Below are 24,761 nucleotides of genomic sequence, written 5' to 3'. Positions count from 1 at the left end.
CGCCGCGGACGGACGCGCGCACCGGGCGGCGGGCGTTACTTCGCGACCACCGCGGCGGCCAGCTTCGACAGCGGCTCGCCCAGCGAGTTGACCGCGTCGGAGAAGGTCTTGCGCTCGGTCTCGGTGACCTTGTCGTACGAGGTGTAGGTGCCGTCGGCCTGCTTGTACTTGGCGAGCAGGGTCTCGATCGCGGCGAACTCGGAGTCCAGCGTCTTGGCCAGGTCGGCGTCCTTCTCGGCGGCGACCGGCTTCAGCAGCTCGTAGGCCTTCTTGGCGCCCTCGACGTTGGCCACGAAGTCGGCCAGGTCGGTGTGGCTGTAGCGGTCCTCCTCGCCGGTGACCTTGCCGGTGGCGACCTCGTCCAGCAGCTCCTTGGCGCCGTTAGCCATGCTGGTCGCGGTGATCTCCGCCTCGGGGATCTTCTTCTGCCAGTCCTTGAGGTCGGCGACCAGCTGGTCGCCGAGCTTCTTCTCGTCGTCGCCGATCCTGCCGTCGGCCCAGAGCGACTTCTCCAGCCGGTGCCAGCCGGTCCACTCCTGGCCCTGCTCCAGACCGTCCTCGCGGGTGTCGGTCTTCGGGTCGACGTCGCCGAAGCTCTCGGCGACCGGTTCGGTGCGCTCCCAGCCGGTGCGCGACGGCGCGTAGAGCGACTTGGCCTTCTCCAGGTCGTCGGCCTTGATCGCGGCGACGAAGGCCTCGACGGCCGGGATGGTGGCGTCGGCCTGCTCCTGGGCGTACGTGCGGTACGCGTCGACGGCCGCGGTCAGGCGCGGGTCGGTCGGGGCCGCCGAGCCGCCGTCACCGGTGACGGTGATCTTCTGGCGGATGCCGTCGCCGACCATGCCCGGCTTGCAGGCGATCTCGTACGAACCGGCCTTGATCTCGGCGGTGATGGTCGCCTTGGTGCCGGGGCCGATGTTCTCGCGCTCGGTGACGATCTTGTCGCCGGCGGCGTAGACGTAGACCTCGGTGACCTTCGAGCCCTTGTTGGCGATGTCGATGCTGACGTGACCGGCCGGGAAGCTGGTCTTGGAGACCTCGCAGGCGGTGTCGGTGGCGTTGACCTTGACGGCGTCGGCAGCGGCCTTGTCGTCCTTCTTCTGCGAGCAGCCGGCCAGTGCGGCGGTCGCCACGGCGAGGGTGAGCAGCGTGGCTGCGGTGGAACGACGGGCGGACATGCGGGCTCCAGCGGTCAGGGCAGGGCGTTTCAGGGCAGGGGTGAGCGTGGATGGGGGGCGATGACGCCGTCGGCGCCCCCGGCTACTTAGCTAAGGCATACCTTAGGGATATCGGATTTCGCCGTCTACACCGGGGGCGGTCACGAAACGGTGCAGGTGGGAGTAGGCCGACGGCGCCCCGGTGGTCGGTCCACCGACGATTTTCGGCCACCGGGGGCGCGCTCGGGCGTGGCGGCGAGGGCAAAGAAGTGGTAAAGGGGCGCGCACCGGCTGGTGCGCGCCCCTCGGGTTCTCGGGTTCTCGCGTTCTCGGGTCCTCTGGTTCTCGGTCCCTCGGCTCCTCAGTCCCTCGGCGTCCGGCGGGCGGCGGCCCGGGCGGTCCACCGGCCCTCGTGCCGGGTGATCCGGATCGGGTGCTCGAAGGTGGCGCTCACCAGCTCCGTGGTCATCACCTCGTCCACCGGCCCGGCCGCGACCGTCTCCCCGCCGCGCAGCAGCAGCGCGTGCGTGGTGGACTCCGGCAGCTCCTCCAGGTGGTGGGTGACCAGCACGCTGGCCAGCTCCGGATGCTGATGGCGCAGCAGGTCCAGGCTGTCCAGCAGCACCTCCCGCGCGGTCAGGTCGAGCCCGGTGGCGGGCTCGTCGAGCAGCAGCAGCCGGGGGCTGGGCATCAGCGCGCGGGCGATCAGCGTCCGGCCCCGCTCCCCCTGGGAGAGCGTGGTCCACCGGGACTCCGCCGCCGCCGTGATGCCGAGGGTGTCGATCAGCCGCTCGGCCCGCTCCGCCTCCTCCGGGGAGGGCTTGCGGTACAGGTCCGGCTCGATGGTGCTGGTCGCGCCGGTGAGGACGACCTCGCGCACGGTCAGCGGCGAGTGCAGCGGGTGGCGCGGGTTGACGTGGCCGAGGTGGGCGCGCAGCTCGCGGACGTCGACCCGGCCGAGCCGGCGGCCGAGCACGTCCACCTCGCCGCGGGTGGGGTGGGAGACCGCGCCGAGCAGGGCGAGCAGGGTGGACTTGCCTGCGCCGTTGGGGCCGAGCAGCGCCCAGTGCTCGCCCGGGTGGATGGCGAGGTCGATCCCGCGCAGCAGGTGGCGCCCGTCCCGGACGACGTCGACGCCCCGGGTGCGCAGCAGCGGCTCGGCGCCGGCCTGCCCGGCGGGCGGGCGCGGGCCGGACGAGGACGGGTGCGGGTCGGGCGTGCTCATACGGGAGGGCCTCCTGGGCTCCTGTGCGGGGCGGGGTCACAAGCGGGGACGCGGACGGGGCGCCGCACCGGACGGGTCGGCGCCGACCGTCCGCGTGCAGAGTACAACCGTCACCCCGGGCGACGGCACGGGCGTCCGAGCGGTGGACAACCGTCCCGCGGCGACACTCTTGCAGCACGCCCCTTTTGCCGGAGGGCAGTTGGCGCGAGGATCAGGGGCACCGGTGGTGGAACCGGATCGGGCCGGCGGATCGTGGAAGCGATGCGGGAGACCGCTCGCGAAGGACCTCGCGGAGGAATGCGCGCAGGACGGAGTGCGGGGCACCCGCACGCCGCCGGCCGGAGTGCTGTGCACGGTGGAGGGGGCTGGTCATGGCAGGGACGTACGAGCCGGTGGAGGTCGGGACGGGGCGCGCGGGGACGCTCCCCGGGCGGTTCGAGGAGCACGCGCGCACCGCCCCCGGGGCGGTCGCCGTCCGGTGGGCCGGGGAGGAGCTCGACTACGGCGAACTCGACGCCAGGGCCGACCGGTTGGCCCGGCACCTGGTCGACCGGGGGCTCCGGCCCGGCGACCGGGCCGCGGTGGCGCTCGGCCGGGGCGTCGAGGTGTACGTCGCCCTGCTCGCCGTGCTGAAGGCCGGTGCCGCGTACCTGCCGCTGGAGCCCGGCGCGCCCGACCCGCTGATGCGGCACCTCCTCGCCGAGGCCGGACCGGCCCTGGTGGTCACCGAGGAGGCCCACCGGATCCGGCTGACCGACGCCGGCGCCCGGGAGCTGGTCTGCCTGGACTCGGCCGCGGCCGTGCTGGCCGCGCTGCCGGCCGGGCCGCCGCCGGTCGCCCTCGACCCGGCGGGTGCCGCGGTCGTCCTCACCACCTCCGGCACCACCGGCGCACCGCGCTGCGCGGAGCTCTCGCACCGCAACCTGCTCGCCGCCCACCACGGCTGGCGCACGGTCTACGGCATCGCGCCCGCCGACCGGATCCTCAGCACGGCGAGCCTGGAGTTCGACGTGTTCACCGCGGACTGGGTGCGCGCGCTCTGCTCGGGCGCCACGCTGGTGGTCGCCCCGCGCAACCTCACGCTGGACCGCGGCGCCGACATCGCCGACCTGCCCGCGCTGGTCGCCGACGAGCGGATCACGCTGCTCGAACTGAACGTGCGCACCGCCCGCCGCCTCGCCGCGCACCTCGCGGCGGCGGGCCCGGCGGACGGCACTGCCGGAGGGCTGTCCGGGCTGCGGCTGCTCACCGTCGGCGCCGAGAAGTGGTGGCTGGACGAGCAGTCGGCCATGCGGCGCCTGCTCGGCGGCCGCACCCGGGTGGTGAACGTCTACGGCCTGGCCGAGGCCGCCGTGGACAGCACGTACTTCGAGGTCCGGGCCGCCGACGAGGTGCCGGGCAGCGGTTCGCTGTCGGTGGTGGGCGTGCCGTTCCCCGGGGCCCGGGTGCACGTGCTGGGCCCGGACGGCCGCCCGGCGGCTGGCGGGGCGGTCGGTGAGATCGCGCTCGCCGGCCCTGGCCTCGGCCGGGGCTACCTCGGCCGGCCCGAGGAGACGGCGCGGCGGTTCGTCCGGGCCGACTTCGACCCGGACGGGCGGGTCCTGCTCACCGGCGACCTCGGCCGCCTCGCCGAGGACGGCACCCTGCACTTCGTCGGCCGGGCGGCGGGCGTGGTCGGGCCGACCGACGGTCCGGTCGCGGCGCTGGCCCACCGGGTGGCCGTCGCGGCCCGCGCCGAGGCGGCGCTGCGCGCGCACCCCGGGGTCCGCGAGGCGGCCGTCGCCGAGGTGGAGGTGACGCCCGGTCGGCGGGAGCCGGTCGGGTACGCGGTGACCGTGCCCGGCGCGCCGGAGACGGACGGCTGGTCGCTCTCCGGGCACCTCGCCGCCCGGCTGCCGAACGGCGAGTCGCCGGCCGCCGTGGTACCGGTGCCCGACCTGCCGCGCACCCGGGCGGGCAAGCTCGACCGGGACGCCCTGCCGCTGCCCGCGCCGCCCGACCACGCGGCGCCGCGCCGGGCCGGCGGCGGGAAGGGGTACCGCGGCAAGGGCGGCGGGGGCGCCGGGAAGGCCGGCGACACCGCCCCCGTGCTCGGCTGCGCCGTCCTCGTGATGGGGCTTCCGGCGGCGCTGGCCGCCTGGCTGCTCACCGGGGAGCTCTGGCCGGGTTCGACGGACGTCTCCCGGGTCCCCCACCCGTACGACCACTTCTTCCGCGGCCTGTACCTCGCCGAGTGGGCGTCGTTCGGCCTGGGCGTGGCGTGGCTGTTCGTCGGGGCGCGGGTGCTCGCGCCGCTGCGGCGGCCGGCCGGGCTGTCGGCCGCGGCGCTGCTCGCGGTGTTCTGGCTGCTGGCCTCCTGGTGGCCGCAGGACAACCTGTACCGGACGGCGCGCCGGACGGAGTGGTCCACCGAGGTGTGGCTGGTCTACGTGTTCAACATCGCGCTGATGGTCGCGGCGGCGGTGGTGGTCCGCTTCCTGGCCTGGCGGCCGAAGGCGGCGCAGGACCCGTCGCCGTCGCGCCGGGGCTGAGGGCCGCGCCCGGGACCTGTGCCCGGGCGCGCACTCACCGGAGACTCAGCGCAGGGCCTCGAACATCCGGCCGAGCCCGTGGTGGGCCGCCGCGAGCAGGGCCTCCGCCGCGTCCAGCGCCTCGGCGCTCCGGGCGGCGAGCGCCAGGCCGACGGTCGGCTCCGGCTCGTGACCGGCCGTCACGATCAGCGGCAGGACGGTCGCGCCGAGCCGCGCGCACGCCGGGCGCAGCCGATCCAGGTGCCCGTGCAGCGCCTCCTGCGGGAGGCGGGCGCCGAGCGGCATGGCGTCCAGGGTGCGGACCAGGTGGCCGGGGCCGCGCACCTCGTCCAGGCGGTGGCGCAGGACGAAGGCGATCGCCGGGCCGGTGAGCCGCAGATTGGTCTCGGTCGGGGCGAGCCGTCGCTCGTGGTCGGTGACGAAGTCCACGTCGTACCAGCCGCGGTGGCCGGCCGCCGCGAGCCGCTCGCCCACCGCGAGCCCGAACCGCTCGGCGGTCGCCGCGGCGCCGGGCGGCACCGCACCGGGGCCGACCGTCACCCCCTGGTAGCGGGTCCCTTCCACCGCCATCTCGCCGACGCCGACCGGGTGGACCAGGCCGTCGGCGCCGATCACCGCGTCGAAGGTGAGGTCGCGCAACCGGCCGGCACCGGCCGGGCCGGCGTCCACGTACTCCTCCAGCAGCAGGGTACCGCCGGGCGGCAGGACGTCCTCGCGGACCAGGCGGCGCAGCAGCGCCCGCGCACCGCCGGCCGCCAGGACCTCCTGCGGGGTGACCACGGCGGTGCCGTAACCGCCCACCCCGTACGGGGACTTGAGCACGGTGGCGCGGCCCCGGGCGGCGCGGGCGGCCAGCCGGCGGGCGGCCCGGCGGGGGCCGTCGACGGGCTCCTGGTGGGGCACCCGCACACCGGGGTGGTCCGGGGCGAGCTCGGCGAACAGGGCGTGCGCCGCGTCCTTGGCCTCGTACCGGCGGACGGCCGCCAGCTCCGGACCCTCGCCGCAGTCGGCGGTGCGGCCCCAGAACAGGACGGGGTCGGGGCCGGTGGCGAGCCGTTCGGCCAGCGCGGGGCGGGCGGCGAGGGCCCGGGCGACCGTCTCGCCGGGGGCGATTCCGCTGTACAACTCGACCGGGCCCCACTCCAGTTCGTGGGCGAGCCAGTCGATCCAGGCCCGGTCGACCTCGGCGGGCAGGACCAGGGCGGCCGGGTCGGGGCCGTAGCCGACGGCCAGGCCGGCGTAGTGGTGCGCCTGACGGAGGCGGTGGGCGCGCCGCTCGGCCTCCTCGCGGCGGGCACCGGCGGACCGTTCGCCCGGGAACCACCTGCCGGGGGGCCGCCCGCCGGTGGACCGCCCGCCGAGGAACTGCTCGTTGAAGTCGGCGACGTTCCCGACGTGCACGGCGCGCCGTCCGCCGGTCCAGGCCCCCACCCAACCGTCCATCCCGCGAGCGTACGACACCGCACCGACACTCCGGGGCGAGATCGCGGCGAGACCGGACACCCGGCCGGGCGGGCCGTCAGAGGGCGAGCAGCCCGGCGTCGGTGGGGCGGAAGCCGCAGGCGTCCTGGTAGTAGCCGCGCAGATGGGGCTCGTAGTCGACGTGCAGCCAGTCGCAGCCGGCCGCGCGGGCCCCGTCGGCGGCCGCGGCGACCAGCCGGGTGCCGAGGCCGCGCCGCTGCGCGTCGGGGTGGACGGCGGTGTCGAGCAGGAAGGCGTGCGCGCCGCCGTCCCAGGCGAGGTTGACGAAGCCGAGCAGCGAGCCGTCGGGCGCGGAACGGGCGCAGACCCAGCCGAGGCTGTGGCGCTCCAGCCTGGCGCGCCAAGGCGCGGGGTCGCGGTCGACCTCATCTCCACCCCCGCCTCCATCCCCGCCCCCGAAGGCGGCGGTGTGCAGGGCGTCGAGTTCACGGTCGCCGAACTCCCCCCGCCAGTGAAGGAGGAGGGCCGGCGGCTGCGAGGTCGTCATGGCACGAGCGTAAACAAATAACTCAAAAGCAATCACATTTGATTAGTACAGGACACGAATTGGCAAAGTTCTGACGTCCGCTCTAGCCGTGACTGACTGCGCACCGTCAATCTCATCGCAGCTGTCATCCCTGCACCGCGCAGCAACCCCCGACTGGAGTCAGAGTGAGCCCCACCTCCTCTTCTCGCCGCTACCTCGCGGCCGGAGCCATAGCGGCCACCGCCGCGCTCGTCGCCGCGACCGTCACCACCGGCACCGCCTCGGCCGCCCCCACCGGCCGGGACGCGGCGATCGCCCAGGCCCGGGCCAACGTCGCCCGCAACGCGGCGGTCTTCGGCTTCGCCGACGGCCAGGACCTCCTCGTCAAGGACGTCGTCCTGGACGCCGACGGCACCCAGCACGTGCGCTTCGACCGCACCTACCTCGGCCTGCCCGTGGTCGGCGGCGACCTGGTGGTCCACCAGGACGCCCGCGGCCGGCTCAAGGACTCCACCCGCGCTGCCGCCCACGACGCCGCCGTGCGCACGATCGTCCCCAAGGTCTCCGCCCAGCACACCGCCGGCCGCGCGCTGGAGGCCGCCCCCGGCGTCGGCAACGCCACCAGCAGCCCCGAGCTCGTGGTCTGGGCCGCCGACGGCACCCCGCGGCTGGCCTGGCGCACCACCGTCGCGGGCACCGGCGACCACGGCCAGCCGGCCGGCCGCGTCGTCGTCTCCGACGCCAACACCGGTGAGCAGATCGAGGCGTACGACTCCGAGCACCAGGCCAGCGGCACCGGCCACTCCGAGTACACCGGCGACATCACCATCGACACCACCACCCAGACCGGCGGGTTCGCGCTGAAGGACCCGGTGCGCGGCCACATCACCAAGGACGCGAACAACGTCTCCGCCAGCTCGCTCAACGCGAACTCCGGCACCCTCTTCACCGACACCGACAACGTCTGGGGCGACGGCAGGAAGTTCTCCACCGACCGCTCCACCGCGGCCGTCGACGCCCACGCCAACACCTCCTGGACGTACGACTACTACAAGAACACCTTCAACCGCAGCGGCATCAAGAACGACGGCAAGGGTGCCACCGTCTTCGTCCACGTCGGCACCAAGTGGGACAACGCCCAGTGGTCCGACAGCTGCTTCTGCATGATGACCGGCGACGGCGACGGCGTCACCGACCCCGAGCAGGTCGACCTCGACACCATGGGCCACGAGATGACCCACGGCGTCACCAGCGCCACCGCCAACCTCCGCTACAGCGGCGAGTCCGGCGGCCTCAACGAGGCCACCTCGGACATCTTCGGCACCATGGTCGAGTTCTACGCCAACAACGCCGTGGACAAGGGCGACTACCTGTTCAGCGACCAGTCCACCCCGCCGTGGCTGCGCCGCTTCGACAAGCCCTCGCTGGACGGCAAGTCCGCCGACTGCTGGAGCCGCAAGGTCGGCCAGCTCGACGTGCACAACTCCTCGGGCGTCGGCAACCACTGGTTCTACCTGGCGAGCGAGGGCAGCGGCGCCAAGACCATCAACGGCGTCAGCTACAACAGCCCGACCTGCAACAGCTCGACGGTCACCGGCATCGGCAACCAGAAGGTCGCCAACATCTGGTACCGCGCGCTGACCGTCTACATGACGTCCACCACGGACTACAAGGGCGCGCGCGTCGCGTCCCTGAACGCCGCCAAGGACCTCTACGGCCTCAACAGCACCGAGTACAAGGCGGTCGCCGCCGCCTGGAGCGCCGTCTCGGTCGCCTGACCCCTCACCACCTGCGCGCCGCGGCCCGTCACCCCCTCCCGGGTGGCGGGCCGCCGGCCTGCCGGCCGCCCGCGGCTCAGTCGCCCAGCACCCGGACCGGGGCCCCGGCCAGGTACGCCGCGATGTCCTCCACCGAGGCCGGATGCTCCCGCCGCCTCCCGCCCCCTTCCCTCGGCGTGGCTCGGTCGGACACGGACCGTCGTCTGCCATCGTGAGTCGCGAATCCGACCGGGGAGACCGCCATGGCCAAGCTCTTGCTCACCACCTTCCTGACCCTCGACGGCGTGATGCAGGCCCCCGGCGGACCGGAGGAGGACCCCGCCGACGGCTTCGCCCACGGCGGCTGGCTGTTCCCGTTCGCCGAGGAGGAGTTCGGCGAGCTCATGACCGGGCTCATCGAACGGGCGGACGCCTTCCTGCTCGGCCGGCGGACGTACGACATCTTCGCGAGCTACTGGCCGAACCAGACCGACCCCGAGAACCGGATCGCCGCCCGGCTCAACGCCCTCCCCAAGTACGTCGGCTCCACCACCCTGCGGGACCCGTCCTGGCACGACACCACCGTCCTCACCGGCGCCGGCCCCGGCGGCCTGGCCGGCGAGGTGGCCGCGCTCAAGGACCGGCTCGGGGACGCCGAACTGCAGATCCACGGCAGCGGCGCCCTCGCCCGCGCCCTCATGCCGCACGGCGTCATCGACGAGTACCACCTGGTCACCGCCCCCGTCCGCCTCGGCACCGGCCAACGCCTCTTCCCTGCAGCGGGCCCGGCCACCGCCTTCCGCCTCGTCAACACCCGCACCACCCCCTCCGGCATCATCGCCAGCACCTACCACCCCACCGGCCCGGCCACCTACGGCACCTTCTAGAGCTGCCCGGCCCGGGCCGGGCCGGGCAGCTGGTAGTGACCTATTCGGCGGGGGCGAGTTCGACCGCGAGCCTGCGCAGGTCCGGTCCGTACTCGGGGTTGGCCAGGGCGGCGGCGAACTGGGCGCGCAGGTAGGCGGCGGGGTTGCCGGTGTCGTACCAGGTCCCGTCGATGACCTGGCCGTAGACGGCACGCCGGGCCGCGTACGCGTTGATGGCGTCGGTCAGGTAGACCTCGTCCTCGGGCTTCTCGTGCCAGCGGCGGGTGAGTTCGCGGATCTCGTCGACGATGCCGGGGGTGATGACGTAGCCGCCGATGGCCGCGTAGGAGGACGGGGCGTCGGCCGGCTTCGGCTTCTCGACCAGGCCGGTGATCCGCAGGGAGCCGACGCCGAGGTCCTCCTTCACGACCGGGACGCCGTAGCGGTAGGAGTCCTCGGGGGCCATCGGCATGAGCGCGAGAACCGGCGCGTTGGTCTGCTCGTACGCCTGGATGAGCTGCTGCGCGCGGGGGACGTCGGCGACGAAGACGTCGTCGGGCCACAGCACCAGGCAGGGCTCGTCGCCGAAGTGGCGGGCGGCGTTGAGGACCGGGGTGCCGTTGCCGTAGGGGCCGTGCTGGTACAGGAAGCTGATGTGGCCCTTGCGGGAGAGCTCCCCGACCTCCTCGACCGCGTCCGCGAAGGCGGCCTTGCCGTCGCGGCGCAGCTGCTCGACGAGGACGGAGTTGGGGCGGAAGTGCTCCTGGATCAGGCCCTTGTCGCCGTTGACGACGATGGTGATGTCGGTGATGCCGCTGTCGACCAGCTCGCGGACGGTGTGCTCGATCACCGGCTTGTCGCCGACCGGCAGCATCTCCTTCGGCGTGGCCTTGGTCAGGGGCAGGAGGCGGGAGCCGAGGCCGGCGGCGGGGATGACGGCTCGGCGGATCGTCTTGGGGGCCATGTGACCCTCTCTCATCTCTCGGTGCCGCGCCGGGGTGGCGCGGCGGGCGGCCGACGCTACCAACGATCACGACGTGATCACTTACGGTGTCCGGGCCCGCCCTCTTCGACGTGACCGGGTGCGGACACCCCCCGGGGCCGGGCCGGCGCGGCGGTGTGAGAGGGTCGGCGGCCGGACGGAGGAGGTGCCGATGCGGGTGAGTGGGTCCGGGGGCGAGGCGGGTCCCGGTGGACGGGTGCTGGTCGTGGACGACGACGCGGCGATCCGGCGGGGCCTGGAACGCGGCCTCCGGCTGAGCGGCTTCTCGGTGGCCCTCGCCGAGGACGGCGGGGCGGCGCTCGCCCGGATGGCCGCCGAGCCGCCGGACGTCCTGGTGCTCGACGTGTCGATGCCCGGCCTCGACGGCGTCGAGGTCTGCCGCCGACTGCGCGCCCGCGGCGACGACCTCCCGGTGCTGATGCTCTCGGCCCTCGACGAGCCCGCCGACCGGGTCGCCGGGCTCCAGGCGGGCGCCGACGACTACCTGGTCAAGCCGTTCGCCCTGGAGGAACTCGCCCTGCGGCTGCGGGCCCTGCTGCGCCGCCGCCCGCCGCAGCCGGACGACCGGGTGCTCGCCGGGCCCCTCAGCCTCGACCCGGGGACCCGCCGGGCCCACCTGGACGGCGAGGAACTCACCCTCACCCGGCGGGAGTTCGAACTGCTCACGCACCTCGCCCGGAACACCGGCCTGGTGCTCTCCCGCGAGCTGCTGCTGGAACGCGTCTGGGGCTACGACGCCGAGGTGCGCAGCGACGCCGTCGACACCTTCATCAGCTATCTGCGGCGCAAGACCGAGGCCGGCGGGCGGCCCCGGCTGATCCACACCGTGCGGGGCGTCGGCTTCGTGCTGCGGCTGCCCGACGGATCCCCGCGGTGAGGCTCTCCACCCGGATCGCGCTCTGGGCCGCCGCCGTGGTGCCGCTGCTGGTGCTGCTCGCGGGGCTGCTGCTCCTGCCGCTGGTCGGCCGGGACCTGCGGCACCAGCAGGACGCCCGGCTCAACGACCGCGCGGCCGCCCTGCTGCCCGGCGTCCGGGCGCTGGTGACGGCCGACAGCCGGGGCCGTCCCAAGGTGGAGCAGAACCAGCAGCGCAAGGTGGTCGACGCCGCGCTCGACCTGGGGGTGCGGGTGACCGGCACGGACGGCGGCGTCCTGCTGTTCGTGGGTCCGCAGCCCGAGGGACCAGGTCTCCTTCCGACCGAGCCCGGCGGCGGACCGGTCACGGTGCGGGAGCACGGCACCGCCTGGCGGGTCCTCACCGTGGCCGTCGGCGGCGGCGGTGGCGGTGGCGGCCACGGCGGCCGGCTCCAGGTGATCGCCCCCACCGGACCGGCGGACCGCCAGGCGGCCGCGGTGCGGCGGCGGGTGCTGCTGGTCGCCCTGTTCTCGGCGCCGGTGTCCGCGCTCATCGGCTTCGCGCTCGCCGAGCGGGCCACCGCCCCGCTGCGCCGCCTCAGCCGCCGCGCCGCCGTTCTGGACCCGGCGGCGGCACCCGCCGGGCCGGGTGGGCCTGCCGGTCCGGACGGCTACGGGTTCGTGCCCGAGCGGACCGGCACCACCGAGGTCGACGAGCTCTCCGCCGCCCTCGCCCTGCTCCTCACCCGCTACGACGAGCAGGCCCGGCGGACCGCCCACGCGCTGGACACCGCCCGCGCGTTCTCCGCCGACGCCTCGCACGAGCTGCGCACACCGCTGATGAGCCTGCGCACCAATGTCGACGTCCTCGCCGCCCACCCCGACCTGCCCGCCGCCGACCGGGCCGAGATCGTCGCCGAGCTGCGGCAGGACCACGCGCGCCTGCTCGATCTGCTCACCGCGCTCAGCACCCTGGCCCGGGGCGACCTCGTCCAGTTGGACGCGTTCCAGCCGGTGGACCTCGCCGAACTCGTCGACGCGACGGCCGAGGAGGCCCGGCGCCGCCACCCCGACACCGCGTTCACCGTGCACGCCCCGGCGGAACTACGGGTGTTCGGCTGGGAGTCCGGCCTGCGGATCATGATGGCCAACCTCCTCGGCAACGCCGCCGTGCACGGCCGCACCGACGGCGCCCCGGCCCGCGTCACGGTCCGCCTCACCGCCGACGGCCCGTCGGCCCGGCTCACCGTGGACGACACCGGCCCCGGCGTCCCCCCGGAGGACCGGTCGGCCGTCTTCCAACGCTTCCACCGCCGCCGAAACAGCCCCGGCTCGGGCCTCGGACTCACCCTGGTCGCCCAACAGGCCGCCCTCCACCGAGGCACCGTCACCCTCACCACACCCCCCACCCCCACCGGCTGCCGCGCCGAAGTAACCCTCCCCCTCCCCCGCCCGGACACCCCGACCATCGAACTGCCGGCCCCCCGCGACTGGCTCACCACCCACACCCACTGAGCCACCCACACCCGCTGACCCGACCGGTCACGACCCGGCCGCCGGGACCACCGCCTACGGGACCTCGCCGACGAAGCACAGGAAGCTGATCTTCTTCGACAGGACGGCGAAGTCCTCGGGGAACAGCTCACGGGCGGCGGGGTCCGGCTGCGGCTCGCTGATGACGGAGAGCCGGAGGCCGGCGGCGGTGAAGGCCGCCGTCATCGCCTGCAGCGGCCTGCGCCAGAAGCGCAGCGGGTAGGGCGTCCCGTCGAACGTCCAGGTGGCGTCGTAGCTGGTGGTCGCGAAGTAGTCGGGCCTGGGGTCCTGGATCGCGTAGTCCACGAACGGGTGGTTCACCGACGCGATCAGTCGGCCGCCCGGCCTGAGGACCCGTCGGATCTCGGCCAGCGCCGGCCCCCAGTCCTCCAGGTAGTGCAGCACCAGCGACGCGACCACGTCGTCGAACGCGCCGTCCTCGAACGGCAGGGGGTCGTTCAGGTCGGCCACGGACAACGGCACGTCGTCGCCGAGGCGTTGCCGGGCCAGCGCCAGCATCGCGGCGCTGGCGTCGATGCCGACGACGGCGGCCCCGGCGTCGCGCAGCGCGGCGGACAGCGGGCCGGAGCCGCAACCGGCGTCCAGGATCCGGCGCCCGGCCACATCGCCGGCGAGGGCCGTGATCGCGGGCCGGGCGAGGTACGCGTTCAGGAGGTTCCGCTCGGTGTCCGCCGCGTACCCCGCGGCGAACGCGTCGTACTCGTTCACCGCGGCCGGACCGGCGGGCCGGGCGGGGGCTTCGGGTGCGTCGGTGACGTGTTCCATGGTCGCAAGTTAGGTCGTGCCCGGTCGGTAAAGTGGCCCGGCCGCTGCTCTGTTGCAGAACCAGGACCTGGCGGGGCTCGATGGAGCGGGGTGGCGGGTGTTCCACAGGGTTTCCACAAGAAGGTGGCCTACCGTGCCGGGCGACCACCATCCCGGGCCGTTCGGGCCCGGGTCGGAGAGAGGATGTTTCCATGTCCGCAGCCAACCGCCTTCCCTCCGGTCGCCGGGGCGCCGTGCTCGGGGCCCTTGCGCTGGCCGGGTCGCTGCTTGCCGGCGCGCCTGCCGCGCAGGCCGCTCCGGTCTCGCCGAGTGCGGCGGCGACGCCGAAGGGGGACGGGGCCAAGGGCATCTGCAAGCGGCTGCCCAAGACCGAGGAGCACCTCAGCAAGGCGCTGAACCGGCTCAACGGCAATGCCGGTGTGGCCGGCTCCGTCGCGCGGCTGGAGCAGCGGGTCGCGCATGCCAAGGCCGCCGGGCGCGGCGAGGTCGAGACGTACCTCAACGGCAAGCTGACCGCCCGCAAGGCGCTGGTCGGCACGTTGCGGTCGCGGCAGAACGATCTGAAGTCCGTGGCGACCTGGTGCGCCGCCAACGGCCAGGGGTCCGGCAAGTGACCCGCCGACCGGGCGCGGCGGCGCTCGCGGCCGTCCTCCTCGCCGGTGCGGCCCTGCTCACCGCGTGCGGCCCCGGTGCCGACCACGGGCGCGCCGCACCCGGCGCGTCCGACAGCGCGCAGGTCGGGGACCTCCAGCAGAAGCTGGACGCCGCCGAGAGCGCCGCCGCCGAGGCCGACAGCGACACGGCGGCCGACGACGGCTGAGCCGAGGTGGTGGTCTCAGGGCCGCCTGATGTCCTTCCACCAGAGTCGCCGGCCCGGCCGGTCGGCCGGGCCGGGCGGATCTCCCACCGGCGCGGCCGGGCCGGCCAGCCGCGCCGCCAGCTCCCGGTCGCCCAACTGCTCCAGGCACCACCTGATCGCGGCGAGATCGTCCTGCCGGCGTGCGGTGACCGTGGCGAGCGCCTGCCGGAGCACCGTTTCGTGGCCCGCGCGGCCGAGGTGGTGGAGGAAGTCCGCGACGTCCTCCGGCTGTCGGTGCCCGCAGTGGTCCACCGTCAGGCGGTGGACGGCCTCGGGCGCCACGCCCGCCGCGGCCAGGCTCGCCACGGCGTGGGCCATCGCCGCGCCGCCGCCGTCCAGGGCCGTGAGGGCCCCGGTCAGCAGCTCGACGCTCCGCGGCCGGCCGTTCTGCACCAGCCGGCCGATCACCTTGGCCACCGCACCGTTCGCCAGCACCTGCCGGGCGAGCAGCCTGGCCGCGCGGGAGGCACCGTCCCCCGAGGCGCCGCCCCCCGGTGCGGCCTCCAGCAGGTCGGCGATCCGGCCGACAGGCTCCTCGGCGAGGAGGTGTTCGACGATCCGCTCGGCGTCCTCCTGACGGCCGTTGTCCTCCAGGGCCGCGAGGACCAGGTCGAGTTCCGGGGCCGGTCGGGCGGCGGCGAGGATCCGCCACAGCTCGGCCTGCTGCGCCGTCGCCCGGGGCGGGGCGATCGGGTCCTCCTGAGAGACGGAGAGCCGCGACGACGGCGGGAACGGGGACGGCAGCGGGGGCGGTCGCTCGGCCAGGGCGGCGAGCAGGTCGGCGACGTCCTGCGGCCGCCGGTACATGGCCGCCGCCGCCAGCGCCGCCCGGGCCGAACCGGCCGCGGCGAGTTCGGCCGCCGGGCCGTCCGCCTGCGTCGCCCGCAGCAGGGCCGCCCGGTCCACCCCGGCGCCCGCCCCTGGCAGCTGCCGGAACCAGTCCGCGATCGGCGTGTCCGGCAGAGCGTCGTCGACCAGCACGGCCGCGTACCGGAACCAGCCGCGCTCGTTCAGGTCGGCCCAGAGGGCCGGGACGTCCGCCGCCCTGCGGGCATGCGCCCGGAGCACGGGGAGCCCGAACTGCTCGACCCCGTGCCGGTGCAGGTGGTCCAGGACGCCCAGGGCCAGCGCTGCGGGCAACTCCGGGGCCAGCGCGTCCATCGCCAGGCGGTGCGCCTCGTCGCCCCGCTCGTCCAGGGCGATGAAGAGCCGGCCGAGTTCCTCGGCGGACCCGGTCCAGGGGGCGGCCCGCAGCACGGCGCCGGCCAGCGCGTCCTGCCGCCCGGCGAGCAGTTCGACCACGAGGTCCCGACAGCGGTCCGGGGCGGCCGTCCGCGCCACGTACTCCACGAGCCGGTGGACCACCGGCAGCCCGGGTCGCCGCCGCACCAGCGGGAAGTGCCGCAGGACGGCGGCGATCTCCGTCACGGGCCGCTCCGCCGCCGCCCGGCAGAGCGCCTCGAACGCCTCGTCGTCACGGAGTTCCTCCAGCAGAGCGGTCACCACCCAGGGCGGCTGGCGGCGCCCCAGCCGGTCGAGGACGAGACCGGCCTCCCGCCCGCCGCCGGTCCGGCGCAGCTCGTCGAACAGTGCGCGGAACTCCGCCGCCGGGAGGGGCAGGTCCCTCTCGAAGGCGCTCAGCAGGTACTGCGTGCCCGGCTCGGAACCGCTCGCCCGGGCCGCCTCGAACAGCACGGCGGCGTGCGCCCGGAGGGCCTCGGTGAGCCGCACGCCGGGTCCGTCCTCGGGGTGCCGCGCGCGCAGCGCCTCGACCAGCGCTCCGGCCTCCGCCGGCGATCGGGCGTCGAGGAACGCGGTGAGCAGCCCGGTGACGTCGACCGGCGCCTCGGCCTGCCACCGGGTGTCGAGGGCGAGGACCAGCTCAGCCACCTCGCCGGGCGTGCGGCGCCCGGCCGCCCGCAGGAGGATGCCGGCCGCCTCGTCGGCCGAGGACGGGCCTGTCCGGTCGCCGCCGTGGAGCAGTGCCTCGACGGCGTCCAGGAGTTCCGGCAGAGACCGGTCCTCGGCCGGGGCTTCCTGGTCGGTGGACGATCGGCCGCCGGACGTGGACGCGCGCTCCACCTCCGACGTGTCCTCCGGGACGGGGGGCCGGAGCCGGTCGCTCAGGAGTTGGGCGACGACCGGCCGGTCCCGGGCGCGGAGTTCGGCCAGCACACCGATCAGCGCGGCGTCGTCGTGCTCGGCGGCGACGGCCGCCACCAGCGCCTCGGCCAGGAACGCGAACGGCTCGTCGGCGCACAGGTCGAGCAGCTCGACGAGCTGGTCCGAGCCGCGCCGGATCGCGGCGATCCGGCGCAGGAGCGCCGGACGGGCCGTCACCGGGGTGCCCGCCAGCACGGTCAGCAGCTCCGCCGCCGGCCGGTCGCGCGCCAGGGCGTCCCGGAGCCGGGCGGCCACGGCGGGCAGGCGCCGCTGCTCCAGCGCCGCGAGCAGCGGCCACAGCCGCTCCGCCGGATAGCCCCCGCCCCCGCCCCCGCCCAGGAACGAGACGGCGGCGTCGACCGGATCGCGCTCGGCCGGCCCCTCGGTGGGGAGCTCCCACACCCCCGCGAGGAAGTCCGCCACCCGGTCCGGCGGCTCCTCGCGCAGCTCCGCGAGGACGGGTGGCAGCAGGTCGGCCGGCCCGTGGTCGCAGAGCAGGACGGCCAGCTCCGCCGTCGCGCGCGAGCCCCACCGCCCGGCCGCCAGACGGGCGACGGCCACGGCGTCCTCGGCGGCGCCGGCGTCCGCCAGGTCGTGCAGCGCCCGGAGCAGGGCCCGGGGATCCGGCCGGACGCACGCCTCGTGGAACAGGCCGAGGTACCTCGACAGACCGGCCCGGCGGAGCGCGGCCGGCAGGCGGGGCCACTCGGGATGCCCGGCCACGACGGTCCGAATGACGAGGGCCGCGTCCCCTTCCAGGCCCTCCCGTGCTCCCGCGGACCGCAGCCAGTCGACGATCCCGTCCACCGGCCACGCCGCCGTCGCCGTCAGCACCGCCGCCCTGGGATCGGCCTGGCCGGCCCGGGACAGCTCGGCGAGGAGCCCGTCCACCGACCGGGGGCCGAGCCGGTCCACCGTCGCCAGCAGCACGCGGCGTGCCTCCGGCCGGAGGCCCTCGGCGTCCAGGGCGGCCAGCAGCGGCGGCAGGTCCTCCGGCGGTCGGGGCTCCCCGGCCACCTGGGCGGCCTCGGCGACGAGCCCGGCCCGGTGCAGGTCCACGACGGCCGCGGCGAGCGCGTCCGCCGGGAGCTTCGCGAGCGCCCGGAGGATCGTCGCCCGCAGCTCCTCGGCGGTCCCGGACGGCAGTCCGGCGGCGGTGAGCGCGGCCGGCAGTTCGGCCGCCGGGCGGCAGGCCGCCGCGGACTCCAGCAGCCGGTGCGCGACCTCGGTCCGGTCGGCCGCGCAGAGGGCGGCGACCAGCTCCATCAGCGGGGCGAGGGGTCGCCGGGCGGCGGCGGCCCACATCGCGGCGACCGGCGAGGCCGGCAGCTGGACGCCCAGGAGGAGCAGTTCGTCCGCCGGTCCGACGACGGCGTACTCGGCCAGGAGCTCGGTGCTCCCGGTGGTCTGCACCTGGTGGACGGCGTCGGCCAGGAGCTTCGGCAGGTTCAGGGCGCGATCCGGCTCGCTCGTCGCGGGGAGCGAGGGGGACTCTGGGGGCTCGGTGGGTTCGGAGGCGACGGGCGTGCGCCGGTCCGCGACCAGGAACGTCGTCTGGTCGGCATCGGTGAGGACCCGGATGTCCTGCGCGGGGCCCGTCTTGCCGTACGCCCGGTGGAGCTCCTCGATCCTGGGCTGCACCGCGCTTCGCAGCTGTGCCAGGGTCAGCCGGCCGTCGTGCGAGAGCAGGACCTCCAGGACGGCACGCGAGAACAGGCTGAACGAATCGTCCCCCGGACCGCGCTCCGCCTCTCCCGGGTCTCCCGGGCCGACGAAGTACGCGTAGCCACCGGGCGAGCAGGCGTACAGGTGGGCGACCCTCCGCTCCCTGACCTTCATGGCCTTCCGGCTCGCCCAGCCGGCCGCGCCCCCCATGGTGTCGTTCCGGACGCCCTCCCGGCAGGCGTCGATGAGGAACAGCACCTGCGCGGCGGGGGTGTTCTCGATCTCGTTGCGCCAGTCGATGGCGACACAGCCCGCCGAGAGCGGCCACCGGTGGCGGTGCAGGTCCTCCGGGACCAGGTAGTCCACGCCGTCGGCGTGCAGGCCGTGCCCGCTCAGGCAGATCAGCAGCGTCTCACCGTGGCGGGCGTGCGCCAGGAAGCGGGAGACCTCGCCGTTCACGTAGTTCCAGTTGATCTGGGTGCCCGCCTCGGGCCGCTCGACCCGGAAGCCGCGCGCCCGCAGGGCCCCGTCCAGCCGTTCGAGGTCCCGGAGGACGAAGGGCAGCGGGGTGAAGCCCACGCGCCCGTAGTCGCTCGCGCCGATCAGCAGTGCGGCGAACCCGCCCATGCCGTACGGCTAGTTGCCGAAGACGAAGGTGATCCCGCGGGTGCCCTGGACCTGGGAACTGCCGACCAGCTGGACCCCGCCGGAGGCGGACACCTGGAAGCTCAGCTGGACCTCCTTGAGCGGCAGCGGGCCACCGCGCTCGGCGACCTGCTCGAACAGCGTCTGGAGCGCGTCCACCGTCTCCGCGAGGTTCGTGCGCAGCGCCCCGAGCGGCACCCGGCGCAGCACCGCCTCGCGGTCGCGCCGGAAGACGCCCATGGTGTCGCCGCCGTCCTCGTCGTCCTCGGTCACCCAGAACTCCAGGGACTCCAAGGACTCCACCTCGTCCGCCACTTCTCCCCCACCCCGGCGATCCACGCCCCAGGCCCACGTCGGTGTGATCCACCGCAGGGCGAGGATAGCCGCCGGGGGTCGGCGAATGAAGTGGATCTGCCGATTGATCACACTTGTTGACGCTGTGCCAGGTGTTCACCTCGGTGCCGGGTGGGGCGGACGGGGCCTTCGGGGCGGACGAGGCGTTCGGTCACTGACGGGCGGCGGTCCAGCCGGCCAGTTCGGCCGGGCGGTTGGTGATGATGCCGTCAACGCCGGCGGCGTCCAGGGCCTTCCAGCGGGCGGGCTCGTCGACCGTCCAGACGTTGACCGCGACGCCGGCCGCGTGCAGGGCGGCGACCACCTCGGGGCGGGCGGCGAGGGCGGCGTCGGCGGGGTTGTAGGCGGCCAGGCCGAGGTCCCGGGCGACGGCCACCGGGTCGGCGTCCAGGGTGGAGCGCAGCAGGCCGAGGGGCAGCTCGGGCGCGAGTTCGCGGGTGAAGCGCAGGGCGTCGACCTCGAAGCTCTGCACGAGCACCCGGCCGCTCATACCGTGGTCGCGGACGTCCTGGACGATCCTGGCGACCTCGGCGCGGGTGTGCGGGCCCTTGATCTCCAGCAGCAGGCTGCCGCCGCGGGTGCGCAGGTCGTCGAGCTGGGCCGCGAGGCTGGGGACGCGGGCTCCGGCCGTGGCGGGGGCGAACCGGGAGCCGGCGTCCAGCGCGTCCAGCTGCGCGGCCGTCAGGTCGCGGATCCGGCCGGTGCCGTTGGTGGTGCGGTCGACGGTGTCGTCGTGCAGGACGTAGGGGACGCCGTCCTTGCTGGGCTGGACGTCGTTCTCGATCCAGTCGGCGCCCGCGCGGCGGGCGACCTCGTCGGAGAGCAGGGTGTTCTCGGGCGCGGCGGAGGAGGCGCCGCGGTGGGCGAGGACGGTGACCGGCGCGCCGGGCTGCCGGAGGAAGGCGCCGGGGGCGAGGGCGGTCACCTTGAGGTCGTCGAAGGACACCGTGGCGCCGTTGACCAGCAGGGCCTGGCCGCCGTCGGCGCTTCGGGCGAGCCGGGTGGTACGCATGACCTCCCGGCCGTCGAAGCTCCAGCGGGCGGCGGTGCCGTGCACCTCCACGGCGATCCGGACGTCCCGGCCGGTGCCGGCGGCGGAGGGCGCCAGGGCGGTGTCGGTGACGTCCCAGGTGTCCGCGGGGGTGCGCCGGGCGAACTCCAGGCCGTTGGCGGCGGTGGTGCCCGAGCGCATGGTGGCGATCGACCACGGCGGCGCGCCGCTCGCCGGCACGTCCAGGCCGAGCGCCGCCCAGCGGGCGGCGTCGACGACGCTCTCGAAGCGGGCGGTGGCCTCGATCCGGAAGTCGGTGAGGTGGCGGCCGAAGGTGATCCGGGTCTGCTGGTTCCAGTTCGCGGAGGCGCCGACCAGGCGGCCGTTCTCCACCTTCCAGGAGCCCTCGACGGCCGCCCAGCCCGCCGGCAGGCCGGGGCCGGTGAAGTGCTCGTCGACGACCACCTCACCGGCGCCGGGTGCCGGGGCGACCTGGTCGGCCTGGTCGGCCGGCGCGGCCGGGGTGCCCGGCGCCGCGGAGGCCACGTGCGGGGCGGTGAGCACGACGGTGGTGAGGCCCAGGACGGCGGCGAGCAGCGCGGCGGCGAGCGGGCCGGTGCGGGCGGTGCGCCGCCCGTGGTCCGGCCCGGCCGGGTGTGAGAGGTGACTGCTGGTCATGCGCGGCACGCTAGGGGATCAAGGCCCGCGACGGAAACCCTCCCGGCCCGAACAGTCGCACGGACGGCCGCGCGGACGGCCGCCGTCCGGTCAGCGGGGGCGGGCTCGCCCCTCCGGTCAGCGGGGACGGGCGGACGGGGTGAGGTGGTGGGCGAGGGTCGCCAGGGCGTCGGTGACGGCCTTCAGCGCGGCCGGGTCCGGGGTGCCGCCGTCCGGTCCGGCGAGCGCCGCGGCGAGGGCGGCGTCGGCCGTGGTGGTGCGGACCTCGGCGACGCGGCGCGAGGGGTCGGCGGCGGGGCGGACGAGCCGGCGGCGGCGGTCGGCGGGGTCGGGTTCGGTCTCGACGGAGCCGGCCTCGACCAGGCGCGCGACGGCGGTGGAGACCTGACTCTGCGGCAGGCCGGTGCGGGCGGCGATCTCGCCGACGGTCGTCCCCGGGTTGGCGACGATCTCGCCGAGGGTGACCAGCACCGAGCGGATCGAGCCGCGCGAGCCGGTCGCCGGTTCGGGCATGGCCTGCTCGCCGATCTTCATCAGCGTGCGGCCCAGGAGGAACAGCTCGACTCCGTTCATGGCCGACAGGCTACATCGCCGTCGATGCATTGAGATTGATGCATCTCCATTGATGTATCTATTTCGATGCTCTACTGTCTGTCGTGCCGGGCAGGACACCGGCCACCACCACCGAAGGGACCACCGCCATGACCGCCACCGCCCTCCACCGCACGCTCACCGTCCCCGGCGCGACCCTCCACTACCAGCTCGCGGGCAGCGGCCCCGTCCTGCTGCTCGCCCAGAGCGGCGAGGGCGACGCGGACCGCACCGTCGACCTCGTCCCGCACCTCGCGGACAGCTTCACCGTGGTCACCTACGACCGCCGCGGCCTCTCCCGCAGCACGCTCGACGACCCGGCCCGGCCGGTCACCATGGCCGACCACGCCGACGACGTCGCCCGGCTGCTCGCCGAGGTCGCCCGGATCACGGGTTCGGACGGGACGGCCGGGCGGGCCGTGATGGTCGGGTTCAGCATGGGCGCCGCGATCGGCCTCCAGGTGGTGGTCCGCCATCCGGGCGTCCTCGGCACCCTGATCGCGCACGAGCCGGTGATGCCGAACCTGCTGCCCCCGGCGGACCGCACCGAGCACGTCACCGAACTGCTGGCCATCAGGGAGGCGCACGCCACCGGCGGCGCGGCGGCGGCCTTCCCCGCGATCGCCCGGCACCTGGGGATCGACCCCCGGCACGACGACACCGAGGAGGGGCTCACCCCGCAGCCGCTGACGCCGCGCCGACTGGCCAACTTCGACTTCTTCATCGGCACCGAGTTCGCCGCCGTCACCACGGACGGCCTCGCCCCGGCCGAGCTGGCGGCGGCCGCGGGCAGCTCCGGCACGCGCATCCTCCCGGCCACCGGCCGCACCACCCGCCCCACCGTGCACACCTACCGCTGCGCGCTGGCCCTGGCCGAACTGCTCGGCACGGAACCGGTCACCTTCCCCGGCGGGCACAACGGGAACACCGCCTTCCCCCGGGCCACCGCGCGGACCCTCAAGGCCGTGCTCGGCCGGTGACGGCGGCGGCTCCGGCCGCTTGTCCGCCTATCCGACCGCAGATTCGCGTTCGAGGACCAGGACGGTCCAGTGCACCCCGGAGCGGCCGTGCAGATCGGCGCGTTCGGTGCGCAGCACGGGGCGCAGCCCGCAGGTGCCGGCGAGTTCGACGGTCTCCTCGGCCGACACGTCATACATTCGCCGCCCCGCCGGGACGGGGCCGTGCCGCAGCGAGAGGAAGAGGCGGCCGGCCGGCGCGAGCAGTCCCGTGAGCGCCGCCATCGCCCGGGTCCGCTCGTCGGCGGCCAGGTGCATCCAGACGGCGGTGAGCAGCACCACGTCGAAGCGTTCGCCGGTCGCGCCGAGCCGGGGCAGGGCGGGCAGGGCGTCGTCCACCCAGCGGACGCCGCTGCCGGCGTGCAGGCGCTCGCCGATCCGGCGCAGTTCGGCGGTCGGTTCGGCGGCGACCACCCGGTGGCCGAGCCCGGCCAGAGCGGCGGCGTCGCGTCCGCTGCCCGCGCCGACGTCGAGGACGTCCACCGGCCGCTCCGGGAACAGGTGGAGGGCCTCGCGGTGGACTTCGGCGAAGGTCACGGCCTCGTACTGGGCGGCGAGCTGTTCGGCGGCCTCGCCGTAGCCGGCGGTGCTCGCCGGGCGGTCGGTCTGCTGTGCTTCCACGGGCCCTCCCCCTGGGTCGTCCGGTCGGCCCCGCAGGCGGACGACCCCCGCGCCTCCGCTGAGGCACCGGCAGCGGGCGGGGAGTCAACACGTCGCGTCAAGGGGCCGCGTCAACCCTACCCCGGTGATCATCACACCTACGGTCAGGCTTCGCCCGGGTGCCAGGCGGGCCATTCCCAGGGGCGGTCGGCCCAGTGGACGCGGTCCGGGTCGCGCGGATCGAGGTCGGGGAAGAGCTGATGGATCCGGGGTTCGAGTTCCTCCGGACCGAGGGGCTCCCAGCCGTGCCCCTCGAAGTGGACCAGCCGGTAGCGGCTGTCGGTGCGGAACTCGGCGACCTCGACCAGGGGCTTCGCGGTACCGGACGTGCTGTTGGTTTCCATGTTCCCCAGCATGTGGCGGACCTCCGGGGAGCGCACCCGGGGTACGGCAGGCAGCGTACGGCGGGGGCGCGGGCGCGGGCGGGCGGCCCGCCCGGAACCGCCACCGGGTCATGTCCCGGCGTCGGCGCGCTCGTTGAGTACGGCGAGTCCCGCGTCGGCGGGTGGACCGGCCGGGGCCGTGGAGGATCCGCCGGAGAAGCACGGCGGGGGCCCGCGGAGCCTCGGCAGGCGATGGTGGACGCGACGCAGGAGGACGAGGACATGAGCGGGCAGGCGGCAGGCGACGGGAGCGCACCGAACGGCGGTACCCCGCAGTGGCAGTGGCCGACGCCCGCGTGGCAGCCTCCGCCGGTGCCGGTCCCGCCCCCGGCGCCCGTCGCGACACCCCCCTGGGAGGCGATGGCGGAGGCCGCCGCGGCGGACCGGCGACGACGGCGCCGGACGTGGGTGGTGAGCGCGGTCGGGATCGTCGCCGGGCTGGCGGCGGTGCTGACGATGTGCGGGCCCGGGTCGGGCGAGGAGACGTCGGGGGTCGTGGCCTTCTCCGGCCCCTCCGCCACACCGCCGCTCGCACCGCCGCTCGCACCGACCCCGGCCGTCTCGCCGACCACCGGTCTGCTGCCGGTCCCGGCGCCGTCCCCGCTGCCGTCGCCGACGAGCAACGAGGACCCGCCGCCCGGCGCGGCACCCGCCGTGGCGGACCCGGGCCCGACCGGCGCGGGCGGCCCCCCGGCCGAAGCCGCGCCTCGGGCCGACGGCGGCGACCGCTCGGCCTCGGCCGTCCCCCGGCCGAGGCCGAGCCGTTCGCCGCGTCCGGCGCCCACCCGCGCGACGGGCGGGGCCGGCACCGCGTCCGCCCCGGCGTCCACGCCGGCCCCTGCGGCGAAACCCGGGGCCGCAGCGCCCGCGCACTCCCCCGCCCCGGGCGGCCCGCCCGCCGGGTCGGTGCCCGGGGCGGGCACGATCTGCGACCAGGCGGAGCGCTTCGGCCGCTGGCCGGCCGGTTCCGAGCAGGCCCGCATCTGCCGCAGCATCTACGGCTGACCGGGCGTCGGCGGCCGGGCGGCGGGCGGGCGGGCACCGCCGCGTCCGTCAGGAGACGGCGCCGGCGCCCAGCAGGGCGTGGTCCAGGCA

Annotated in this window: 21 protein-coding genes; 9 read left to right on the top strand and 12 right to left on the bottom strand. The window is 75.5% G+C overall.

Annotated features, from left to right (window positions below):
• Nucleotides 1–35: 35 nt before the first annotated feature.
• Entirely contained in the window at nucleotides 36–1,178 is a 1,143-nt protein-coding gene (gene efeO / locus ACFP3U_RS00950) for an iron uptake system protein EfeO (protein ID WP_380223102.1), read from the bottom strand.
• A gap of 340 nt (nucleotides 1,179–1,518) precedes the next feature.
• Complete coding sequence (locus ACFP3U_RS00945) at nucleotides 1,519–2,382, bottom strand: ABC transporter ATP-binding protein (RefSeq protein ID WP_380223101.1); 864 nt, start codon at nucleotides 2,380–2,382, stop codon at nucleotides 1,519–1,521.
• 371 nt (nucleotides 2,383–2,753) lie between these two features.
• On the opposite strand from ACFP3U_RS00945, the gene ACFP3U_RS00940 reads away from it, so the two are divergent.
• The gene (locus ACFP3U_RS00940) at nucleotides 2,754–4,913 is read left to right on the top strand and encodes an AMP-binding protein (RefSeq protein WP_380223100.1); all 2,160 of its coding nucleotides are present in this window, start codon (nucleotides 2,754–2,756) and stop codon (nucleotides 4,911–4,913) included.
• A gap of 45 nt (nucleotides 4,914–4,958) precedes the next feature.
• Here the strand turns inward: ACFP3U_RS00940 and ACFP3U_RS00935 are convergent, their stop codons facing one another.
• Together ACFP3U_RS00935 and ACFP3U_RS00930 are read right to left on the bottom strand one after the other, a co-directional pair.
• On the bottom strand, nucleotides 4,959–6,356 hold the full coding sequence (locus ACFP3U_RS00935; protein WP_380223099.1) for an ATP-grasp domain-containing protein: 1,398 nt from the start codon (nucleotides 6,354–6,356) through the stop codon (nucleotides 4,959–4,961).
• Nucleotides 6,357–6,432: 76 nt separating this feature from the next.
• Entirely contained in the window at nucleotides 6,433–6,882 is a 450-nt protein-coding gene (locus ACFP3U_RS00930) for a GNAT family N-acetyltransferase (RefSeq protein WP_380223098.1), read from the bottom strand.
• A 164-nt stretch (nucleotides 6,883–7,046) separates the two neighbouring features.
• On the opposite strand from ACFP3U_RS00930, the gene ACFP3U_RS00925 reads away from it, so the two are divergent.
• Both ACFP3U_RS00925 and ACFP3U_RS00920 read left to right on the top strand, forming a co-directional pair.
• Nucleotides 7,047–8,639 carry a M4 family metallopeptidase gene (locus tag ACFP3U_RS00925; protein WP_380223097.1) on the top strand — a complete coding sequence of 531 codons (1,593 nt, stop codon included), beginning with the start codon at nucleotides 7,047–7,049 and terminating at the stop codon, nucleotides 8,637–8,639.
• 242 nt (nucleotides 8,640–8,881) lie between these two features.
• Entirely contained in the window at nucleotides 8,882–9,505 is a 624-nt protein-coding gene (locus ACFP3U_RS00920; RefSeq protein WP_380223096.1) for a dihydrofolate reductase family protein, read from the top strand.
• Between the two features lie 40 nt (nucleotides 9,506–9,545).
• Here the strand turns inward: ACFP3U_RS00920 and ACFP3U_RS00915 are convergent, their stop codons facing one another.
• Nucleotides 9,546–10,448 (bottom strand): UTP--glucose-1-phosphate uridylyltransferase, encoded by a 903-nt coding sequence (locus ACFP3U_RS00915; protein WP_380223095.1) that lies wholly within the window; start codon nucleotides 10,446–10,448, stop codon nucleotides 9,546–9,548.
• Between the two features lie 196 nt (nucleotides 10,449–10,644).
• On the opposite strand from ACFP3U_RS00915, the gene ACFP3U_RS00910 reads away from it, so the two are divergent.
• Both ACFP3U_RS00910 and ACFP3U_RS00905 read left to right on the top strand, forming a co-directional pair.
• Nucleotides 10,645–11,364 (top strand): response regulator transcription factor, encoded by a 720-nt coding sequence (locus tag ACFP3U_RS00910; protein ID WP_380223094.1) that lies wholly within the window; start codon nucleotides 10,645–10,647, stop codon nucleotides 11,362–11,364.
• Nucleotides 11,361–12,857, top strand: a complete 1,497-nt coding sequence (locus tag ACFP3U_RS00905; RefSeq protein ID WP_380223093.1) for a sensor histidine kinase — start codon at nucleotides 11,361–11,363, stop codon at nucleotides 12,855–12,857. The genes ACFP3U_RS00910 and ACFP3U_RS00905 overlap by 4 nt, the downstream gene beginning before the upstream one ends.
• A 54-nt stretch (nucleotides 12,858–12,911) precedes the next feature.
• Here ACFP3U_RS00905 and ACFP3U_RS00900 read toward each other — a convergent pair whose 3' ends face one another.
• Nucleotides 12,912–13,661 (bottom strand): class I SAM-dependent methyltransferase, encoded by a 750-nt coding sequence (locus ACFP3U_RS00900; protein ID WP_380223092.1) that lies wholly within the window; start codon nucleotides 13,659–13,661, stop codon nucleotides 12,912–12,914.
• Nucleotides 13,662–13,852: 191 nt separating this feature from the next.
• Between ACFP3U_RS00900 and ACFP3U_RS00895 the strand changes: the two genes are divergently transcribed.
• Both ACFP3U_RS00895 and ACFP3U_RS00890 read left to right on the top strand, forming a co-directional pair.
• Nucleotides 13,853–14,275, top strand: coding sequence for a hypothetical protein (locus tag ACFP3U_RS00895; RefSeq protein ID WP_380223091.1), 423 nt, complete (start codon nucleotides 13,853–13,855; stop codon nucleotides 14,273–14,275).
• Nucleotides 14,272–14,481, top strand: a complete 210-nt coding sequence (locus ACFP3U_RS00890) for a hypothetical protein (protein ID WP_380223090.1) — start codon at nucleotides 14,272–14,274, stop codon at nucleotides 14,479–14,481. Before ACFP3U_RS00895 ends, ACFP3U_RS00890 begins: the two co-directional genes overlap by 4 nt.
• Nucleotides 14,482–14,496: 15 nt before the next feature.
• Here the strand turns inward: ACFP3U_RS00890 and ACFP3U_RS00885 are convergent, their stop codons facing one another.
• The 4 genes from ACFP3U_RS00885 to ACFP3U_RS00870 form a co-directional block, all read right to left on the bottom strand.
• Entirely contained in the window at nucleotides 14,497–18,975 is a 4,479-nt protein-coding gene (locus tag ACFP3U_RS00885; RefSeq protein ID WP_380223089.1) for a caspase family protein, read from the bottom strand.
• A 9-nt stretch (nucleotides 18,976–18,984) separates the two neighbouring features.
• Nucleotides 18,985–19,308 (bottom strand): Pepco domain-containing protein, encoded by a 324-nt coding sequence (locus ACFP3U_RS00880; RefSeq protein ID WP_380223088.1) that lies wholly within the window; start codon nucleotides 19,306–19,308, stop codon nucleotides 18,985–18,987.
• Nucleotides 19,309–19,498: 190 nt separating this feature from the next.
• Nucleotides 19,499–21,016: a glycerophosphodiester phosphodiesterase gene (locus ACFP3U_RS00875; protein ID WP_380223087.1), complete on the bottom strand. Its 1,518-nt coding sequence runs from the start codon at nucleotides 21,014–21,016 to the stop codon at nucleotides 19,499–19,501.
• 117 nt (nucleotides 21,017–21,133) lie between these two features.
• Nucleotides 21,134–21,589: a MarR family transcriptional regulator gene (locus ACFP3U_RS00870; protein WP_380223086.1), complete on the bottom strand. Its 456-nt coding sequence runs from the start codon at nucleotides 21,587–21,589 to the stop codon at nucleotides 21,134–21,136.
• Between the two features lie 128 nt (nucleotides 21,590–21,717).
• On the opposite strand from ACFP3U_RS00870, the gene ACFP3U_RS00865 reads away from it, so the two are divergent.
• The gene (locus ACFP3U_RS00865; RefSeq protein ID WP_380223085.1) at nucleotides 21,718–22,587 is read left to right on the top strand and encodes an alpha/beta fold hydrolase; all 870 of its coding nucleotides are present in this window, start codon (nucleotides 21,718–21,720) and stop codon (nucleotides 22,585–22,587) included.
• Nucleotides 22,588–22,614: 27 nt separating this feature from the next.
• Here the strand turns inward: ACFP3U_RS00865 and ACFP3U_RS00860 are convergent, their stop codons facing one another.
• Both ACFP3U_RS00860 and ACFP3U_RS00855 read right to left on the bottom strand, forming a co-directional pair.
• Entirely contained in the window at nucleotides 22,615–23,244 is a 630-nt protein-coding gene (locus ACFP3U_RS00860; protein WP_380223084.1) for a class I SAM-dependent methyltransferase, read from the bottom strand.
• 143 nt (nucleotides 23,245–23,387) lie between these two features.
• A complete protein-coding gene (locus ACFP3U_RS00855) occupies nucleotides 23,388–23,627 on the bottom strand; it encodes a hypothetical protein (RefSeq protein ID WP_380223083.1) in 240 nt (79 codons plus the stop codon).
• A gap of 231 nt (nucleotides 23,628–23,858) precedes the next feature.
• Here ACFP3U_RS00855 and ACFP3U_RS00850 point away from each other — a divergent pair, with 231 nt between their 5' ends.
• On the top strand, nucleotides 23,859–24,671 hold the full coding sequence (locus tag ACFP3U_RS00850; protein WP_380223082.1) for a hypothetical protein: 813 nt from the start codon (nucleotides 23,859–23,861) through the stop codon (nucleotides 24,669–24,671).
• Nucleotides 24,672–24,761 lie beyond the last annotated feature (90 nt).

This window comes from Kitasatospora misakiensis (genome assembly GCF_042656005.1).
Taxonomy (GTDB): domain Bacteria; phylum Actinomycetota; class Actinomycetes; order Streptomycetales; family Streptomycetaceae; genus Kitasatospora; species Kitasatospora misakiensis.
Note: the sequence above shows the minus strand (reverse complement) of the source record. Positions and strands in the feature narration are given on the sequence as shown.

Coding starts and splice junctions, on each gene's coding strand:
- efeO (WP_380223102.1), bottom strand. CDS start 1,178: ATGTCCGCCCGTCGTTCCACCGCAGCCACGCTGCTCACCCTCGCCGTG.
- ACFP3U_RS00870 (WP_380223086.1), bottom strand. CDS start 21,589: ATGAACGGAGTCGAGCTGTTCCTCCTGGGCCGCACGCTGATGAAGATC.
- ACFP3U_RS00915 (WP_380223095.1), bottom strand. CDS start 10,448: ATGGCCCCCAAGACGATCCGCCGAGCCGTCATCCCCGCCGCCGGCCTC.
- ACFP3U_RS00865 (WP_380223085.1), top strand. CDS start 21,718: ATGACCGCCACCGCCCTCCACCGCACGCTCACCGTCCCCGGCGCGACC.
- ACFP3U_RS00920 (WP_380223096.1), top strand. CDS start 8,882: ATGGCCAAGCTCTTGCTCACCACCTTCCTGACCCTCGACGGCGTGATG.
- ACFP3U_RS00930 (WP_380223098.1), bottom strand. CDS start 6,882: ATGACGACCTCGCAGCCGCCGGCCCTCCTCCTTCACTGGCGGGGGGAG.
- ACFP3U_RS00855 (WP_380223083.1), bottom strand. CDS start 23,627: ATGGAAACCAACAGCACGTCCGGTACCGCGAAGCCCCTGGTCGAGGTC.
- ACFP3U_RS00875 (WP_380223087.1), bottom strand. CDS start 21,016: ATGACCAGCAGTCACCTCTCACACCCGGCCGGGCCGGACCACGGGCGG.
- ACFP3U_RS00935 (WP_380223099.1), bottom strand. CDS start 6,356: ATGGACGGTTGGGTGGGGGCCTGGACCGGCGGACGGCGCGCCGTGCAC.
- ACFP3U_RS00900 (WP_380223092.1), bottom strand. CDS start 13,661: ATGGAACACGTCACCGACGCACCCGAAGCCCCCGCCCGGCCCGCCGGT.
- ACFP3U_RS00885 (WP_380223089.1), bottom strand. CDS start 18,975: ATGGGCGGGTTCGCCGCACTGCTGATCGGCGCGAGCGACTACGGGCGC.
- ACFP3U_RS00945 (WP_380223101.1), bottom strand. CDS start 2,382: ATGAGCACGCCCGACCCGCACCCGTCCTCGTCCGGCCCGCGCCCGCCC.
- ACFP3U_RS00850 (WP_380223082.1), top strand. CDS start 23,859: ATGGTGGACGCGACGCAGGAGGACGAGGACATGAGCGGGCAGGCGGCA.
- ACFP3U_RS00895 (WP_380223091.1), top strand. CDS start 13,853: ATGTCCGCAGCCAACCGCCTTCCCTCCGGTCGCCGGGGCGCCGTGCTC.
- ACFP3U_RS00940 (WP_380223100.1), top strand. CDS start 2,754: ATGGCAGGGACGTACGAGCCGGTGGAGGTCGGGACGGGGCGCGCGGGG.